The following is a 14,249-nucleotide window of genomic DNA, read 5'->3' on the forward strand; positions in this document are numbered from 1 at the left end:
AAAGATGTTGAAACTATATGGTGGTGGTCGCAGTCGGGCCACAATTCCCCAGTGGTATCTGGAAGAACTGGGCGTTCCCTACGAATTTGTCACACTGGATTTGCAAAATGGGGAACACCGCCAGCCGGAATATCTAGCGATTAACCCGATGGGGAAGGTTCCCAGCATAGTGGATGGGGATTTTAAGCTTTGGGAGTCTGGGGCGATTCTGCTTTATTTGGCAGAGAAGTATGGCAATCTGTCAGCTGACCCAGAACAGAAGGGTGCGATCGCTCAGTGGGTGCTGTTTGCCAATTCTACATTGGGGAATGGCATTTTTATCGAAGCGAATCGCGATCGGGAAATGCCGCGCTTGTTAGGGCCACTAAATCAATTGTTTGAGCAACAACCTTTTGTACTCGGACAAGAGTTCAGCGTTGCAGATGTGGCAGTCGGTTCTATTTTAGCTTACATTCCCATCATGCTGAAACTCGATTTGAGTGCTTATCCAGCCGTTTTGGATTACATGAAGCGTATTTCCGAACGACCTGCTTTCCAAAAGGTGTTTGGCGCACGCGCTACAGCCTGAGTGCGATCGTTTTAGGTTGAAAAAAGAGATTTCTTGCTAGCCAAGAAGTCTCTTTTTTTTATTATGGTTTGGCCGAAATAGTCGGTCTATTTAAGCAACATTTTTAGCTGGATTGAGTAGGATGGATGAGATGCAGGTTCGTTCACATATATTATTGAGATATAGGTTATAATTATAAGATAGAATAAGAGGAATCGGATCGTGAAAACTACTTTATTAGATGAATCAGAGCAAAACTTGGCTCAATTAACTTACTCAGTAATAGTTGAGATGGAAAAAGAAGGAAAATATAAAGCTACAGTGTGGGGGTTGCCGGATTGTCAAGTGACTGGAGATACACGCGAAGCTGCGTTAAAAAGTATTAACCAGCTTTTAACAGCGCGGTTAGAAAATGCTGAAGTTGTCGTGCAAGAAATAGCTTTACCTAAATCGGAAAATCCTTGGATAAAGTTTGCGGGAATGTATAAAGATAATCCTCTTTTTAATGAGATGATTTCTGAGATGGAAGCTTATCGGCGCGAAGTTGATGCGGAAATGGAAGAGTATTACCGTAAAATGGATGCGGAGGATAAAAAATTAGGAAAGTAAGTAGTGGACAGGGAACAATCTTACATTAGGGTAAGTGAATTAGAATTACGCCGAGAGCAAGCAATAGAAAAATGTGGAGAAACATTAGTTTTAAAAGCGGAAAGTTGTTTACAGTCTTTGCTGAAGGAAGCTGAGATTTTCATTAGACTTGATGCTGACAATTTAGAAAGAGTGCTTCGAGATGGAAGATTTAAATCTATATTTGAAATTAAAGTAGAGTCAACTATTGTTGACACTGAAGAACTAATGGATGTTAGAATAATAGAAAGACGATTAGCGGAAGAAAAATTATTTGGCTACTCACAAGATTTACCGCCAGCATTAAGACCGATCTATGGATATGTGGCAAGCTCAGTTAATGCAATGGAATGTGGTGATGTAATACCCTATTACGGAGAAATTGGAATTAAACTGAAACAACCTCTAAAAAATAGAACTACTTTTACTGGAGATGACAGTCTTTTTAGACCGCAATCTTATCGAGAAAGTTTTGAAAAGATGACTAGACAACCTTCTATGTTTGAGGCGGCTAACATTGCCTCTTTCGTTTCGTGGGAAGATATTGCAGGTAATGCTGAGAATCTTCGGTGGCGGCTAGAAACTATCGCATCTTCTACGAGTTTAGCAGATTTAATGGAGGCTAAGGAGCAACACTTTTATTTTGAAGCTCAAATTCACGCTGGAGTTACAATTGAGGATATTGATGAGATTATCTATATTGAAGATATTCCAAGTGATTCGATCGCTCAGTTGGCTCTTGAGAGAGGTATCGCGATCTCTGTAGTTAACTTGAATGAATCTTAAGTAAGGAGTAAAGTATGCCAGTACGTAGGGAAAATGTTGATTTTTTCTTTGATAAAATTATCAAAGTCAGCACTGGAAGTAACGAGTCGAGTGTCTGGGCAGTTGGCAGTTATAATGGGGATTTGATTATGACTGTCGTCAGAAAAAAGATAGACAATCTGATAATGGATGATATTGCTAAAGAGCGAACTTTTGTGACGTTAAGTGATTTGATGAAGTTCGATCCTTATCGTCAGTATGATTTGGAAGCGATTAAGGAGGCTGAAATTATGGCTAAAGTAAGAATGTCAGCTTCGGTGACAACTTAGAAGGTAGGGTGAGTGTGGAAAAGCGATCGCACTTATATTTTGCTACAGAAGTGAGATGCGATCGCATTAAAATATCAACAGCGGATGCGGGAAATTAGGGAAGGTAGGAGAGAGAAAGTTAGTGGTATTGGGTAGGGTGGTGATGGTGCGATCGCATTTTTTCAATATGGAAACTAAGAAATTTTGAGTTTGGTCAATTACTATTTGCAATTATTCTGATTGGAAGATGGGGACGTATTTACGACATCGCCAGCCCCAACTTTGGCATTTTTGAAATTTTGAGCTTTCAGTTCTGCTACCAGTTGCTCGGCTCTTGAACGATTATAGAATGAAGCTATTTGAATTTTACCAACACCATGATCGTAAAACGCATCACAGCAAAAATACTTACGGACTCTTATTAAATCTTGTTGATTGTAATTGATATAAATAGGATACCATCTGTTAGTACCGCCAGATGTTTGATCTCCGCAAGCAATCATGGGGAAATTAAAAGAATAATTTTTATTATTTTTTTGCGAATAATTTTTATGAGATTGGTTCACTATATAAATAAATAATAAAGCAACTATGCTGGAAACAGTCAAGCCTATAACCCAACGCCAAGGGTTCGTTCTTTGACCTGCTCTTTCAATTTGCTTTTCAAAACGCTTATAATTATTCTCGCTGGGATTACGACGAACAGCTTCCGATCCCTCTCGAAGAACTTTTAATAGTTTATTTATTCTATCTCTATCGCTCATGCTGCTATAATTCTTGCCTTACGTAAATTATCATCTCAGACGGTCATTGTAACACTCCCGCAAGACTTCAATTGCTTTACGAGCCAGACGCTGGTCGTAAAGATGAGGATTTTGTTGAATATGCCTAATTGCTTCAGAATATGCAGTTAAAGCATTAAGTATCCGTTTGACTCGTAATTCATAATAAATACGGAAAACTGTACTTCCGATTGTAATAGGTAAGAAACCAGTTTGTGTAGAAGGGCTTAGGCTTGTTGAATCTGAAAAAGCTTGGGCAATTGCTGAGGTGATTATTATCGCACGATCGCCGGAAGATGCTGATTTTGGTTCATCAATAATTAACTCAGCATCATTTCCTAATTTTATATTTATTTTTACCATATTTTACTTCCCTAACCACTTTTCTTGCTCTTTCTCTAGCTGTTTATAGAGATATATTTTTGTTAGGTCTGCCAGTTTTGAATCTACCCTTCCCTGAGATTCCTGAAACTCAATCCATTGAGTAGCTTCACTAAAAATTTCAAGAGCAGTAATGGCACGCATAGCAATAAATGAATATTTCAGTTTATAGTATTGACTGCCAACCTTTAACGTAGCGTATCGTATGCCCCCTATAACTCCGGCAGTATAACTACCCATTGCCGGAATGCCATGCTTAACTAATGCTAAAGCTGCTTGTGCCTGAACTGCTGGTGTCATTACAGATTGAGGTAGTCCTTCAATTATGACTTCAAGACCAGTGCCAATTTGCTCTCTAACAACAGAGTTATCCATTTTGCTTAATCCTTAATTAAGTATGATGTTAGCTTATTTTGAATTATCAACTGCATTAGTCAAGTTGAAGGGTCCCGTTTAGTGCGAAATACATAATCAACTTCATAAAATTTGCCACCTATTTTTAATGTAGTAGTTTTTGGATGATCTATGATTGCCGAAGGTAAACTACTAGCTCCTGCTCGAATGTTATCTTTGACTAATTTTGAAACTACCTCTGTGCGAATTATTGGCGTTATTATCGATGTAGGAAGTCCTTCAATCGCAACCTCCGTGTTTTCGTCAACTTGCTGTACTATTAAAGTCGAATGCTGATTATGGCCTTTTACTGACTCCACTTCCTCCCAAGCTGATTGTTTGATATAGTCGGCTGTTAATTCAGCCAAATCGCGATCGTAAATTCCTTCTCTTGCTCCTGCATTTATATGGTCGAAAGCATCTTTGTAGATTTTTAAGGCAGTTAACACGCGAAGGGCGTCTATTGAATAAACTATGTCGCACATCTCATCATTAATTCGTAAACGTGCTTTACCTTGATATATATTTTCACCAGGATTATATGCACGTTCGGGAAGACGTGACATCGTATTGCGTATTAAGCTCTCAAATATTGCCTTACGCTTTTCTGGCGCTAAGTCTGAAGGAATACCTCTCACTGTTAATTGAATATCATCAGCAACTTTAATAACTTCGTCTTCTATATCATCTGGTGTTTTTTGTTTAGGTTTTAGCCTATCGAATAAACCCATAAATCACCTGCATTTTCGAGACTTTTAAATCACCTAGAAATTAGCTGCTTTTTGCGAGCAAGTCTCCCTGTAAGCGTCTGGATTCTATCTTGGCAAATAGCAAAAGAGTTAGTCATCCCCTTGTACTTGCTAGACGCTGAAGTTACCTGTCTAAATAACAGGCTTTTGGTGATTGCTCCTTCACTAAAATGTAACAATTGCTACTTTTAGCTTGTTAATGCCTTGTATCTTCTGTCAAACTCAGTTTATAAGCTTTTAGGTATTAAACTGATTTTAAGCTAGCCAAACTCAGCTATTCTCTGATAAACATCAGGATTTATGTTAGGATTACATCAGGAATTGTTGAGGCTGACAGCATGGCATCTACTGACGAGCAGTTTGCCCAAGCCGCAAACCATTGGGACTTGGAAACCCTTTATACGGACTTGGCATCTGTGAAGGGAAAGCGCCTTACCCCTGTGGAAAAGCTACATCTGCGGGGGTTGCTTTGTGGTTACAGTCCTGGTGAAATAGCGGAAAGGCTGGGTAAGAATGCTAAGGGAGTGGAAACCGATCTTTGTGCCACTGTGTATAGGTATGTTAAGAGTTTGCTAGATAAATGTAATGAAAAGATAGAAAACTGGAGAAAGATTGCTGAATGGCTTGAGGATGCAGGATATAAATCTCAGTCAAATGCTCAAGTGCCAGTTAATAGTTTGCTACCTGGAAATAGTGTGGTAAATATAACTAATATAAATATTGAAAAAGATCAAATAGTATTTCTGATTAACCTAAGAATACCAACATCAAAAGTTTCAGATATATCAATAAAAGACCTAAAGCTTGACGATAATACTACTAACTAGATTTTGGCTACAGTTGAAATGTGTATAAGGTGAGGTCGCTGAAAAGTCCGATCGCACTTCCTTTTCTATCCTTTAATCTAAGTGCGATCGCTTGCTTTCAGCCTCACCTTACTTTGCCCCACCAACTCTCTCTAAATTGCTACTTTCAAACGCTGCTAAAATTTCTGTCTCTGTGATTCCTTCTTCTAATTCAATGTAGTAATTGTATCCTTGGTCATAAAAAATTAGCTTCTGGCTTTTCGGAACGAAAGAACGAAACCAAATTGCAAATTTAGCACAATCTTCTAAATAGCCCTGTAAACTTACTCCCCTTGCATCTCTGTGTAAAGCTCCATCTAATCTTACTGCCTTTCCAGACACTTTTGTAAACCATTCAAAATCATAATAATCATCCGGGTTGGTCAGATGCCGAATTTTAATATCTGCCCATTGCCTGAAAAGATTGTTAACAAAATCTGACCGATCTATTTTCCAATCTGTTTCTTCTGGCGGTGTTATTAGGTATTCCATTATTATGCCTCCTTAGCGATCGCACCCATTATGCAAAAATGCTAAAATTCAAATGCGGCAACAGGTATGTACACTATGATACTCACCATACCCGATGACATCATTACCGCAGCAAAAATATCCGAAAACGAATTAAATTTATCCTTTTGTAGGTGGATTTATGGGAAGAATTCTTACTCTGGAACGGGTGAGGTCGATGGTAATCAAAGCACCCGATTCAAGTTCTGATTCAAACCGACGTAATGCTTCTATTACTAAATTTTCTATGCTGGCAGGTAGAATATCTTGAATCCGAATTTGGATCGTGCTGGGTGCTTCTGCTTGGGTAGCTGCTAACAGGATGCCAAAATCTAGGTCGTTGGTGAAGACAACATAACCATTAATGCTTGCCCAGTTCATTATGACGCGATCTGTTGCTCTTGGATCGCCAATATTTGACCAATGAACAGACTCAATTTCGTATTTGGCGAAGACTTGAACCCAGTCGGGTGAAAGGTTCATGTCAATTAGTATTTTCATACTGAAGTTAGAGGTACTTCTATTTCTTCAACTCGCCATGCTGCATAAGCAAGCGCTTCATAAATATCTGCTTCTTCCAGATAGGGATATGCCTGCAATATTGTATCTGGCAAGTGTCCAGAGGCGACTAAGCCAACAATTGTTCCGACAGTTACTCGTAAACCTCGTATACAAGGTTTTCCTCCCATTACTTCGGGATTCATGGTGATTCTAGTTAGTTGTTTCATAATTTTATATATCCTGTAATTGCATTGTATCATCGCTGCTCAAAAGTTCGATCGCACTTTTTACCCACGCTTCGATCCCAGTGCGATCGCTCTACCACCTAATATATTCGATCGCCACCTGCGAAAGCGGGTTTCTTAGCTAACAATATTGAGTTGCGATCGTCAAAAAAAAAGATAGCTACCCAATTTACCAAGTAGCCACCTTTTTAATTTTTGGATAACGCTATTTATCAGTTTATTTGAAACCGATGGCTGCTTGCCAAACAAAAGCCAGCAGCAAGAAAAAGACGGGGATTACGGGTAGAACGTCTACCAGGGGATCGAACGCGGAAAAAGCTTCGGGCAGTTTTGCTAGCAAGAGCGCCGCTTCCATGATTTAACCTTCCTCTTCAACACAGTTTTCAGAATCGTATAGTATCTTAACATGAGCCGATCGCATCGCTACTGGGTGCGGGATCGAGCCAACGGGCAAATTCCGTAGCAAAACGATCGCTCAAAATCGCCTCCCTTATTCTCTGGGTAAAGCGAACCAGTTCGGTGACGTTGTGTATCGATAGCAGAGTGTAAGCCAGAATTTCCCGCGATCGCACCAAATGGCACAAATAAGCGCGGCTGAAGTTCTGACAGGTATAACACGGACAACTATCGTCCAAAGCTGTGAAATCTTCTCGAAATTGCGCGTTTTTCAGGTTCCACCTTTCCCCCTGCACCATCGCCGTACCGTGACGGGCGAACCGCGTCGGAATCACGCAGTCAAACAAATCCACACCCCCTGCGATCGCCCGCGCCATTTCCCGATACGTACCCACCCCCATCAAATAACGCGGCTTTTCTCGCGGTAGCAAAGGTGCGGTAGCTTTGACGATTTTTTCGATCAATTCTGGCGGTTCCCCCACACTCACTCCGCCGATCGCATATCCAGGCAAATCTAATTCTGCCAGAGATGCGGCTGCTTTCTGCCGCAAATCTAAATAGACTCCTCCCTGAACGATCCCGAACAGCGCTTGATCCTTACGTTCGTGCGCTTTTATACATCTTTCCAACCAGCGATAAGTGCGATCGCAAGAAGCCGCCACATATTGCCATTCCGCTGGATAAGGCGGACACTCATCAAACGCCATAATCACATCAGCGCCGAGGGTGTTTTGAATTTGGATCGATCGCTCCGGCGTCAACTCAATTATTCTGCCATCGCGAGGCGAACGAAAAGTTACACCTGCTTCCGTTATTTTACGCAATTGACTCAAACTGAAGACCTGGAAGCCACCCGAATCGGTCAGCATTGGCCCATCCCAAACCATAAACTTATGCAGACCGCCAGCACCTGCGACAATTCCTTCTCCGGGTTGGAGATGCAGGTGATAGGTATTCGCTAGAATCATTTGTGCGCCTGTAGCTTGCAACTGAGCCGTGGTTAAAGTTTTCACAGTCGCTAACGTTCCCACCGGCATAAAACGAGGTGTTTCTACCAAGCCGTGAGGTGTATAAAATACTCCCGCTCGCGCTTGAGTATGAGAGCAGCAAGCCTGACATTCAAATTTAAAATTAGAACTCAAAACTAATTCAACCTAAACGCTAAAAGGCCCTATACCATGATGATGCTTTAGCGATCGCCTTGTCAGTTGAGTTAAACTATGCAAAATTCCGAATGTAGAATTTCTTTGGTGAGAGGACCGGAAATTAATGGCAATCAACTTACTACAAGCGCTGGAAGTGGGCAAGTATATAGTTGCCCAACGTCTTGCCGGTCGCAAAAAATATCCCTTAGTCTTGATGTTGGAACCCTTATTCCGCTGCAATCTTGCTTGTGCCGGTTGCGGTAAAATCCAGCACCCAACAGAAATTCTCAAGCAAAATCTCACCCCGGAACAGTGCTTTACCGCTGCGGAAGAGTGCGGCGCACCGATCGTCTCCATTCCAGGCGGAGAACCGCTGCTTCACCCACAAATTGATGAAATTGTCAAGGGTTTGGTAGAGCGGAAAAAGTTTGTTTATCTGTGTACGAATGGCTTGTTGCTAGAAAAAAGCCTGGATAAATTTGAACCTTCGCCTTACCTCACATTCAGCGTACACCTGGATGGCTTGCGAGAACTGCACGACAAATGTGTCGATCGCAAAGGCGTTTTCGATACTGCCGTGAAAGCGATTCGCGCCGCCAAAGCGAAAGGATTTCGCGTCACCACCAATACTACCGTGTTTGACGGCACAGACCCCAAAGAAATGCAAGATTTCTTTGATTTTCTCGCCACATTAGATATCGATGGCATGATGATTTCCCCCGGCTACAGTTATGAATGGGCACCCGATCGAGAACATTTTCTCAAACGAGAACAGACAAAAGCGCTATTCCGAGAAATTCTAGCGCCCTACAAAGCAGGGAAGAAAAATTGGAACTTCAACCACAACCCGTTGTTTTTGGACTTTCTCATCGGCGAAAAAGATTACGATTGTACGCCTTGGGGTAGTCCCAGCTACAGCGTTTTAGGATGGCAAAAACCCTGCTATCTTCTCAATGAAGGTCATTATTCCAGCTTCCAAGAATTGCTGGAAAATACAGACTGGAGTAACTACGGTCGCAATAGCGGCAATCCCAAGTGTGCGGATTGTATGGTACATTGCGGCTACGAACCGACAGCAGCAACGGATGCGATGCAGCCGAGTAATGTGGTGCGTGCGATCGGCAGCGTATTCGGAATGGTTAGTTAATCCCAGAAACCGGGTTTCTTTGGCTGTAAAAGTCGATATTCGTTGCTTTAAGCGAAAGAAACCCGGTTTATTATCCTGATTGAAGATTTCAAATTTCAAATTTTAGATTTAGAATTGAAATTTGAAATTTTTCATTTGGAATACCCAAGTAAAAATTTACGCTCAGAGATTATTATAAATGATTATTGCGGTAGAACTAACTTTCTTGTTTCTCATTGCGATAGCGCTGATTTTTTACGCAATTTGCGCTTTCTGCACCATTCGCTTTTTCTCCGATCGCAAAGGAGAAACTGGTGTTAATAAGCAAGGGGTATCAATCTTAATTCCAGTTTGCGGAGTAGATGAAGGCGCAAGAGAAAACTGGACATCTTTTTGCACCCAAGACTACGAACAATACGAAGTGCTGTTCGGTGTGATGAGTCCGTCAGATCCGGCGATACCAGTATTAAAAGAAGTGGTAGCAAAATTTCCCGATCGCGCTAAACTATTTTACGGCTTAGAAGCGCGTGGGATTAATCATCAAATCAGCAATTTGTGGCACTTACTAGAAAAAGCAAACAACGAAATCGTCATTTTCGCCGATAGCGATATTCGCGTTACCCCAGATTACCTCCGCAATGTGACTTCCCCGCTTGCAGATCCGGCCATCGGCGTGGTAACTTGCGGATATTGCGATCGCGCTCCCAAATTTCTCGGTGCAGCTTTGGCGTCTTTGGGGAGGTGTACCGACTTCATACCCAGCGTGTTAGTAGCGCGAAGTATGGATGGTGGTTTAAAATTTTCTTTAGGCCCAACTATTGCCACCCGCAAATCTGTTCTAGAAAAATTCGGCGGCTTACAAAAAGTAGTCAATCGCATCGGTTCGGATTACCATATCGGTAAAATGGCAACCGAAGTAGGCTATCGAGTCGAACTCTCTAAATACATCCTCGATAATGATTGCGGACGCGAAACAGTCAAGCAAGTTTTTATGCGGGAATTGCGTTGGGCGAGAACAATTCGGATCAACCGTGGCTCTGACTATTACGGTATGGGATTATCTTACGGCACAATTTATTGTATTGCTCTACTTTTGTTATCCAGTTTTCAAAGTTGGGCAATAATGGTAAGCATTGCCACATTTATAATCCGATTTGTGCAAGCGCTAACAGCTATTTATAGTATGGGTCGTCCTCAACTTTTGTGGTGGGTTTGGGCGCTACCTATTCGCGATTTGATGAATTTTGTTATTTGGGTAGGTGGTGCTTTCGGGCAAAGCGTATATTGGCGCGGACGACGACTGCGAATTCAATCTGGTGGAATACTGACTGATTAGGGAAAAGAATCTCCGTTTTGTGGTGATAATAAAAACTTATTTAATTGTAGGGTGGGTTAGGCACGGGCGATAATTTCAGTACTTTCAAGCAATAATTTAGTTCCCGTGCCGTAACCCACCATCATATCTGTAACATAAACAAACATTTTCCACCATAAACCCGAAAGACCCATTTATTTTGTAAAACCATTTTACTGGACTGGCGCTCTAATGTAAGACTGATGCGAAAGATTATCTGTGGAGATCGGGGGTTAAATTTTTACCGCAGATGTAGGCAGATTAACGCAGATTAACGCAGATAAGAAATTGGATAAGAAGGCATTTTTTAGGCAATCGATGGTACGGGATATGATATGACACACCTACTTAATCTAATTAGGAACTTGCGTTAGGATAATTCAAATGCTGACAGCTTGAAATATTTCTTCGGCAGTTAAACTTAACTCTGGAAAAATTAACGACTGGATGCAATCTGTTTCTCTAAATTGGCTGACTTGGTATTCTCCATCGACTAAATAGTAGATAGAAATAGTCGGTTGCTTGGGACTTCCAACAAACTTACGAGGGCCAAGAGCCAGATAATCTACTATCCAATACTCTGGGATTCCTATGCCTTCGTATTCTCCATATTTTTTGTAGTAATCGTCGCGCCAGTTAGTGCTAACCACTTCAATAACTAAGGGAATTGATGCACCCATAGTCACAGTAGATTCTTTTTGCCAAAGTGGTTCATTTAGCAAATTAGAACGGTTCAGCAACAAGATATCTGGCGAATAAGCCGATTCACTTTCGGCTGATTTAACCAGCGCCGTTTTAGGGATAGAATAGGGTTGATTGATGCGGACGTATTCTAAAGTGAGTTTTTCGGATAAAAATCCGACAATATCTTCATGTTCGCCTGTAGGCTGTGGCATTTCAATAATTGCTCCATCATGCAGCTCGTAGCGTTTGTTATCCGGCTTCCATTTAATAAATTCAGCAAATGTTATTGGTTTTTGTAAGGATTGAAGCATAATTTATACCGAGTTTTCTTCAAAGATAGCAGATTGGGACAGCAGAGGAGCGATCGCACCCTCTTGTCCAGTGAGCAAACAGGATGCGATCGCATATCATTAAATTAGGTGAGTAACGCTAACCGATCGAATACAACCTATGCTAACAACTGTTGAAGGTATTTATCAGAATGGGCAAATCGAGCTAAATGAACTACCGCAAAATATTAGCGATCGCGCCCAAGTTCTCGTCACCTTTCTTGAACCGGGCAAAGTCGATCCTACCAAAGTGCGCGAACTGATCGACAAATTGGAAACGATCGCAGGTATCCAACAAGGCTTCGAGGAACTTAACGCCGGACAAACTCGCCCCATCGGGGATTTTATCCAAGAAATGCAGCAGAAATATGACATTTCAAGTTAAAAATACGGAGATATGATGAAAGAAAATCGGGTGTTTTGGGTTTATGGTAGAAAATGTTTGTATATCTTACAGATGTGTGCGCTGGTGGGTTACGGCACGGCAACTAAATTATCGATCGAAAGTGCTGAAATTGTCGCCCGTGCCTAACCCACCCTACGATTAGACCTTTTATTATCGCCACAAAAACTTGTCAAAAGTTAGGGGAGTTTCGCTCCCCTCCCCGTGGACGGGGAGGGGTTGGGGGTGGGGTTCATTTCTCAATTTTTGCCAGCTTCTTAAGCGTACCCCAATCCTCAATCAAAGTTTTCAGCGAAGAGAAATTGCTCGGTTTCGCTATATCCTGTACAGCACTTAAAATCTTACCTTCGCGCAAATGTTCGATCGCATCGCCAACCGACACCGAAGTGTGCAATAAAACGCTAGAATCTCGATAGCATTGACTCATACATTGGGTGCAGTTATCGCGGATAAAAGGTTGGTCGCGGAAATCAAAAATCGAACTCATCTTTGTTGGCCAGCGATCGCACCTGTACACATCGAAATTGTAATCTAAATAAAAATATTTGTATCCACCATAACAGGGATACATCTGCTTCTCTTGTTTGAGAAAACGCACCAATTCTGTTAAAGATTCGCCTGGATTGAGAATGCCAAATTCTCCTTTGAGCGATTTCACTGTTTCCAGTGCGGCGATTAACTCGTCTGGCGTGTAGTCAATTAGTGGCGAAGTCTCAGAAAAACTGAGGGATGTAGTCGCACCCGATGAAGTTTTTGGATAAGCGAAAGTGACACTTTCAAAGCCAAGTGCTTTGACGACAGCTAAAAGTTCTCGAAAGTCCCCGATCAGCTTGTTGATTGTTACCGATGCCGCAGTTTTTATTGATAAGCGTTTGCATTCTTCATTGGCGGCTTTGATGCGTTCCCAAACTTTGGGTAAACCTCGATTTTTTTCGTGTTTTTCAGCTGATGGCGAATCGATAGAAATAGACAAATTTTTCAGACCGCTGTTTTTGAGTTCTTTTAACAGCGTCGGTGTAAGTTTGGAGCCATTTGTTACCACAGTTGAACGCATACCCTTCTTGGTGGCATAGGCGATAATATCCTTCAGCCTGGGGTGCAAAGTCGGTTCCCCTCCCACAAATGTCAGGTAGCGAACGCTGCGATCGTACAAAATATCGATCGCTTCGCACAATTTGTCTGCATCGATCCACTTGTGTTCTGTAACGAAGGTTTTTTCCCGTGCGTAGTTACAAAAATCACAATTAGCATTGCAGGCGTTAGTGATTAAAATCGTGCATACACCAGGCCCACCAGTTGGTAACAGTTTGATAGTATCGATCGCTTGTGACAAAACAGACATAAATTTTATGGAGAATGGGGCATAGGGCATCGCTCATTGTTCGTAGTTCTTTGCTAGGAACTACGACGAACAATAGAATAATGACTAATGACGCCATCAGCATAAACTTTAATGTTAGTTTCTGCAAATAAAATGTATAGTCGTTTACTCAGTCGATGCGAACAAGTTCTGCTGCTGTAGCGGTGTTATCCAGATTGTATTTGTGCGAAAAGCGACGATCGTCTACCCAAGATAACCCAGCACCGATCGCTTCAGCCAGGATAGTAACCAGACGGAAAACAGCGACAACACTCAGTACCAGCCCGGTAGAATACGATCGATCGAGGAGTGCGATCGCTGTAGCTTCAAACACTCCCACTCCCCCCGGTGCTCCCGGTAGAACTAGAGCCGCCAACCAAGCTAAACTAAAAGTATTGATTAGCATTGGTATTTGACTGGGACTAACTGGGTGCAGAGCCATAAATGTGAGCAAAAATCCCGCGCCTCGCAGCACTACAAAACCTAATGCTCCTAACAAAAGCTTGAGCGGATAGCGTTGCTGCTGCAAAGCAGAATCCTTAACTAAAGGACAACCCTTTTTCTTTCCCTTGAATTTTGCCAGCAATTGCAGTAGCGGATTGTTGACACTCCCCCGCTCTCGCTAACACTATAACGGGGGATTCTTGTTTCACAGAGAAACGCTTTTTAGCAGAATTACTAACGAGACTTACTTGCTCTCCACAAGCTTGAAATTCCGATTGCCCATCGGTATATGTTGATAGAATCCTAATCCCCTCTTCCCTCAAATTTTTCGTCGCATTCCCATCCCTATCGTGAT

Annotated in this window: 21 protein-coding genes and 1 pseudogene; 9 read left to right on the forward strand and 13 right to left on the reverse strand. The window is 41.9% G+C overall.

Annotated elements, in window-relative coordinates; genetic code table 11:
• Positions 1–4: 4 nt before the first annotated feature.
• The 4 genes from ACE1CD_RS27255 to ACE1CD_RS27270 all read left to right on the forward strand — a co-directional run bounded on the left by ACE1CD_RS27255 (position 5) and on the right by ACE1CD_RS27270 (position 2,268).
• The gene (locus tag ACE1CD_RS27255) at positions 5–568 is read left to right on the forward strand and encodes a glutathione S-transferase family protein (RefSeq protein ID WP_374826850.1); all 564 of its coding nucleotides are present in this window, start codon (positions 5–7) and stop codon (positions 566–568) included.
• 201 nt (positions 569–769) lie between these two features.
• The gene (locus tag ACE1CD_RS27260; protein WP_374826851.1) at positions 770–1,156 is read left to right on the forward strand and encodes a type II toxin-antitoxin system HicB family antitoxin; all 387 of its coding nucleotides are present in this window, start codon (positions 770–772) and stop codon (positions 1,154–1,156) included.
• A gap of 3 nt (positions 1,157–1,159) precedes the next feature.
• Positions 1,160–1,960, forward strand: a complete 801-nt coding sequence (locus ACE1CD_RS27265) for a hypothetical protein (protein WP_374826852.1) — start codon at positions 1,160–1,162, stop codon at positions 1,958–1,960.
• Positions 1,961–1,974: 14 nt separating this feature from the next.
• Positions 1,975–2,268: a hypothetical protein gene (locus ACE1CD_RS27270; protein ID WP_374826853.1), complete on the forward strand. Its 294-nt coding sequence runs from the start codon at positions 1,975–1,977 to the stop codon at positions 2,266–2,268.
• Positions 2,269–2,468: 200 nt separating this feature from the next.
• Here the strand turns inward: ACE1CD_RS27270 and ACE1CD_RS27275 are convergent, their stop codons facing one another.
• From ACE1CD_RS27275 to ACE1CD_RS27290, 4 genes are read right to left on the reverse strand one after another with little or no spacing between them, the layout of a single operon-like run.
• Positions 2,469–3,011 (reverse strand): hypothetical protein, encoded by a 543-nt coding sequence (locus ACE1CD_RS27275; RefSeq protein ID WP_374826854.1) that lies wholly within the window; start codon positions 3,009–3,011, stop codon positions 2,469–2,471.
• A gap of 30 nt (positions 3,012–3,041) precedes the next feature.
• Positions 3,042–3,392: a hypothetical protein gene (locus ACE1CD_RS27280; RefSeq protein WP_374826855.1), complete on the reverse strand. Its 351-nt coding sequence runs from the start codon at positions 3,390–3,392 to the stop codon at positions 3,042–3,044.
• Positions 3,393–3,395: 3 nt separating this feature from the next.
• On the reverse strand, positions 3,396–3,785 hold the full coding sequence (locus tag ACE1CD_RS27285; protein WP_374826856.1) for a hypothetical protein: 390 nt from the start codon (positions 3,783–3,785) through the stop codon (positions 3,396–3,398).
• Positions 3,786–3,844: 59 nt separating this feature from the next.
• Entirely contained in the window at positions 3,845–4,534 is a 690-nt protein-coding gene (locus ACE1CD_RS27290) for a hypothetical protein (protein ID WP_374826857.1), read from the reverse strand.
• A gap of 356 nt (positions 4,535–4,890) precedes the next feature.
• Between ACE1CD_RS27290 and ACE1CD_RS27295 the strand changes: the two genes are divergently transcribed.
• Positions 4,891–5,379, forward strand: a complete 489-nt coding sequence (locus ACE1CD_RS27295) for a helix-turn-helix transcriptional regulator (RefSeq protein ID WP_374826858.1) — start codon at positions 4,891–4,893, stop codon at positions 5,377–5,379.
• 108 nt (positions 5,380–5,487) lie between these two features.
• On the opposite strand, the gene ACE1CD_RS27300 is transcribed toward ACE1CD_RS27295, so the two are convergent.
• The 5 genes from ACE1CD_RS27300 to tgt form a co-directional block, all read right to left on the reverse strand.
• A complete protein-coding gene (locus tag ACE1CD_RS27300; RefSeq protein WP_374826859.1) occupies positions 5,488–5,889 on the reverse strand; it encodes a hypothetical protein in 402 nt (133 codons plus the stop codon).
• A 138-nt stretch (positions 5,890–6,027) separates the two neighbouring features.
• Positions 6,028–6,408, reverse strand: coding sequence for a DUF5615 family PIN-like protein (locus ACE1CD_RS27305; RefSeq protein WP_374826860.1), 381 nt, complete (start codon positions 6,406–6,408; stop codon positions 6,028–6,030).
• Complete coding sequence (locus ACE1CD_RS27310; protein WP_374791203.1) at positions 6,405–6,635, reverse strand: DUF433 domain-containing protein; 231 nt, start codon at positions 6,633–6,635, stop codon at positions 6,405–6,407. Before ACE1CD_RS27310 ends, ACE1CD_RS27305 begins: the two co-directional genes overlap by 4 nt.
• A 235-nt stretch (positions 6,636–6,870) precedes the next feature.
• Positions 6,871–7,008 carry a photosystem II reaction center protein K gene (locus tag ACE1CD_RS27315; protein WP_190469060.1) on the reverse strand — a complete coding sequence of 46 codons (138 nt, stop codon included), beginning with the start codon at positions 7,006–7,008 and terminating at the stop codon, positions 6,871–6,873.
• Positions 7,009–7,054: 46 nt separating this feature from the next.
• Entirely contained in the window at positions 7,055–8,191 is a 1,137-nt protein-coding gene (gene tgt, locus ACE1CD_RS27320) for a tRNA guanosine(34) transglycosylase Tgt (protein ID WP_374791200.1), read from the reverse strand.
• 127 nt (positions 8,192–8,318) lie between these two features.
• Here tgt and hpnH point away from each other — a divergent pair, with 127 nt between their 5' ends.
• On the forward strand, positions 8,319–9,341 hold the full coding sequence (hpnH, locus tag ACE1CD_RS27325; protein WP_374826861.1) for an adenosyl-hopene transferase HpnH: 1,023 nt from the start codon (positions 8,319–8,321) through the stop codon (positions 9,339–9,341).
• A 178-nt stretch (positions 9,342–9,519) separates the two neighbouring features.
• Positions 9,520–10,656 (forward strand): glycosyltransferase, encoded by a 1,137-nt coding sequence (locus tag ACE1CD_RS27330; protein ID WP_374826862.1) that lies wholly within the window; start codon positions 9,520–9,522, stop codon positions 10,654–10,656.
• 398 nt (positions 10,657–11,054) lie between these two features.
• Here ACE1CD_RS27330 and ACE1CD_RS27335 read toward each other — a convergent pair whose 3' ends face one another.
• Complete coding sequence (locus ACE1CD_RS27335; protein ID WP_374826863.1) at positions 11,055–11,669, reverse strand: Uma2 family endonuclease; 615 nt, start codon at positions 11,667–11,669, stop codon at positions 11,055–11,057.
• Positions 11,670–11,808: 139 nt separating this feature from the next.
• Here ACE1CD_RS27335 and ACE1CD_RS27340 point away from each other — a divergent pair, with 139 nt between their 5' ends.
• Both ACE1CD_RS27340 and ACE1CD_RS27345 read left to right on the forward strand, forming a co-directional pair.
• Positions 11,809–12,072 (forward strand): hypothetical protein, encoded by a 264-nt coding sequence (locus ACE1CD_RS27340; protein WP_374791192.1) that lies wholly within the window; start codon positions 11,809–11,811, stop codon positions 12,070–12,072.
• A 12-nt stretch (positions 12,073–12,084) separates the two neighbouring features.
• The gene (locus tag ACE1CD_RS27345; RefSeq protein WP_374791190.1) at positions 12,085–12,219 is read left to right on the forward strand and encodes a hypothetical protein; all 135 of its coding nucleotides are present in this window, start codon (positions 12,085–12,087) and stop codon (positions 12,217–12,219) included.
• A 103-nt stretch (positions 12,220–12,322) separates the two neighbouring features.
• On the opposite strand, the gene ACE1CD_RS27350 is transcribed toward ACE1CD_RS27345, so the two are convergent.
• The 3 genes and pseudogenes from ACE1CD_RS27350 to ACE1CD_RS27360 form a co-directional block, all read right to left on the reverse strand.
• Positions 12,323–13,432 (reverse strand): radical SAM protein, encoded by a 1,110-nt coding sequence (locus tag ACE1CD_RS27350; protein ID WP_374826864.1) that lies wholly within the window; start codon positions 13,430–13,432, stop codon positions 12,323–12,325.
• Between the two features lie 148 nt (positions 13,433–13,580).
• Positions 13,581–13,979, reverse strand: coding sequence for a hypothetical protein (locus ACE1CD_RS27355; protein ID WP_374791186.1), 399 nt, complete (start codon positions 13,977–13,979; stop codon positions 13,581–13,583).
• Positions 13,980–13,989: 10 nt separating this feature from the next.
• Positions 13,990–14,249: pseudogene (locus ACE1CD_RS27360) on the reverse strand (hypothetical protein); the annotation flags it as partial.

The sequence above is a fragment of the Aerosakkonema sp. BLCC-F183 genome (assembly GCF_041929145.1).
Lineage (GTDB): Bacteria > Cyanobacteriota > Cyanobacteriia > Cyanobacteriales > Aerosakkonemataceae > Aerosakkonema.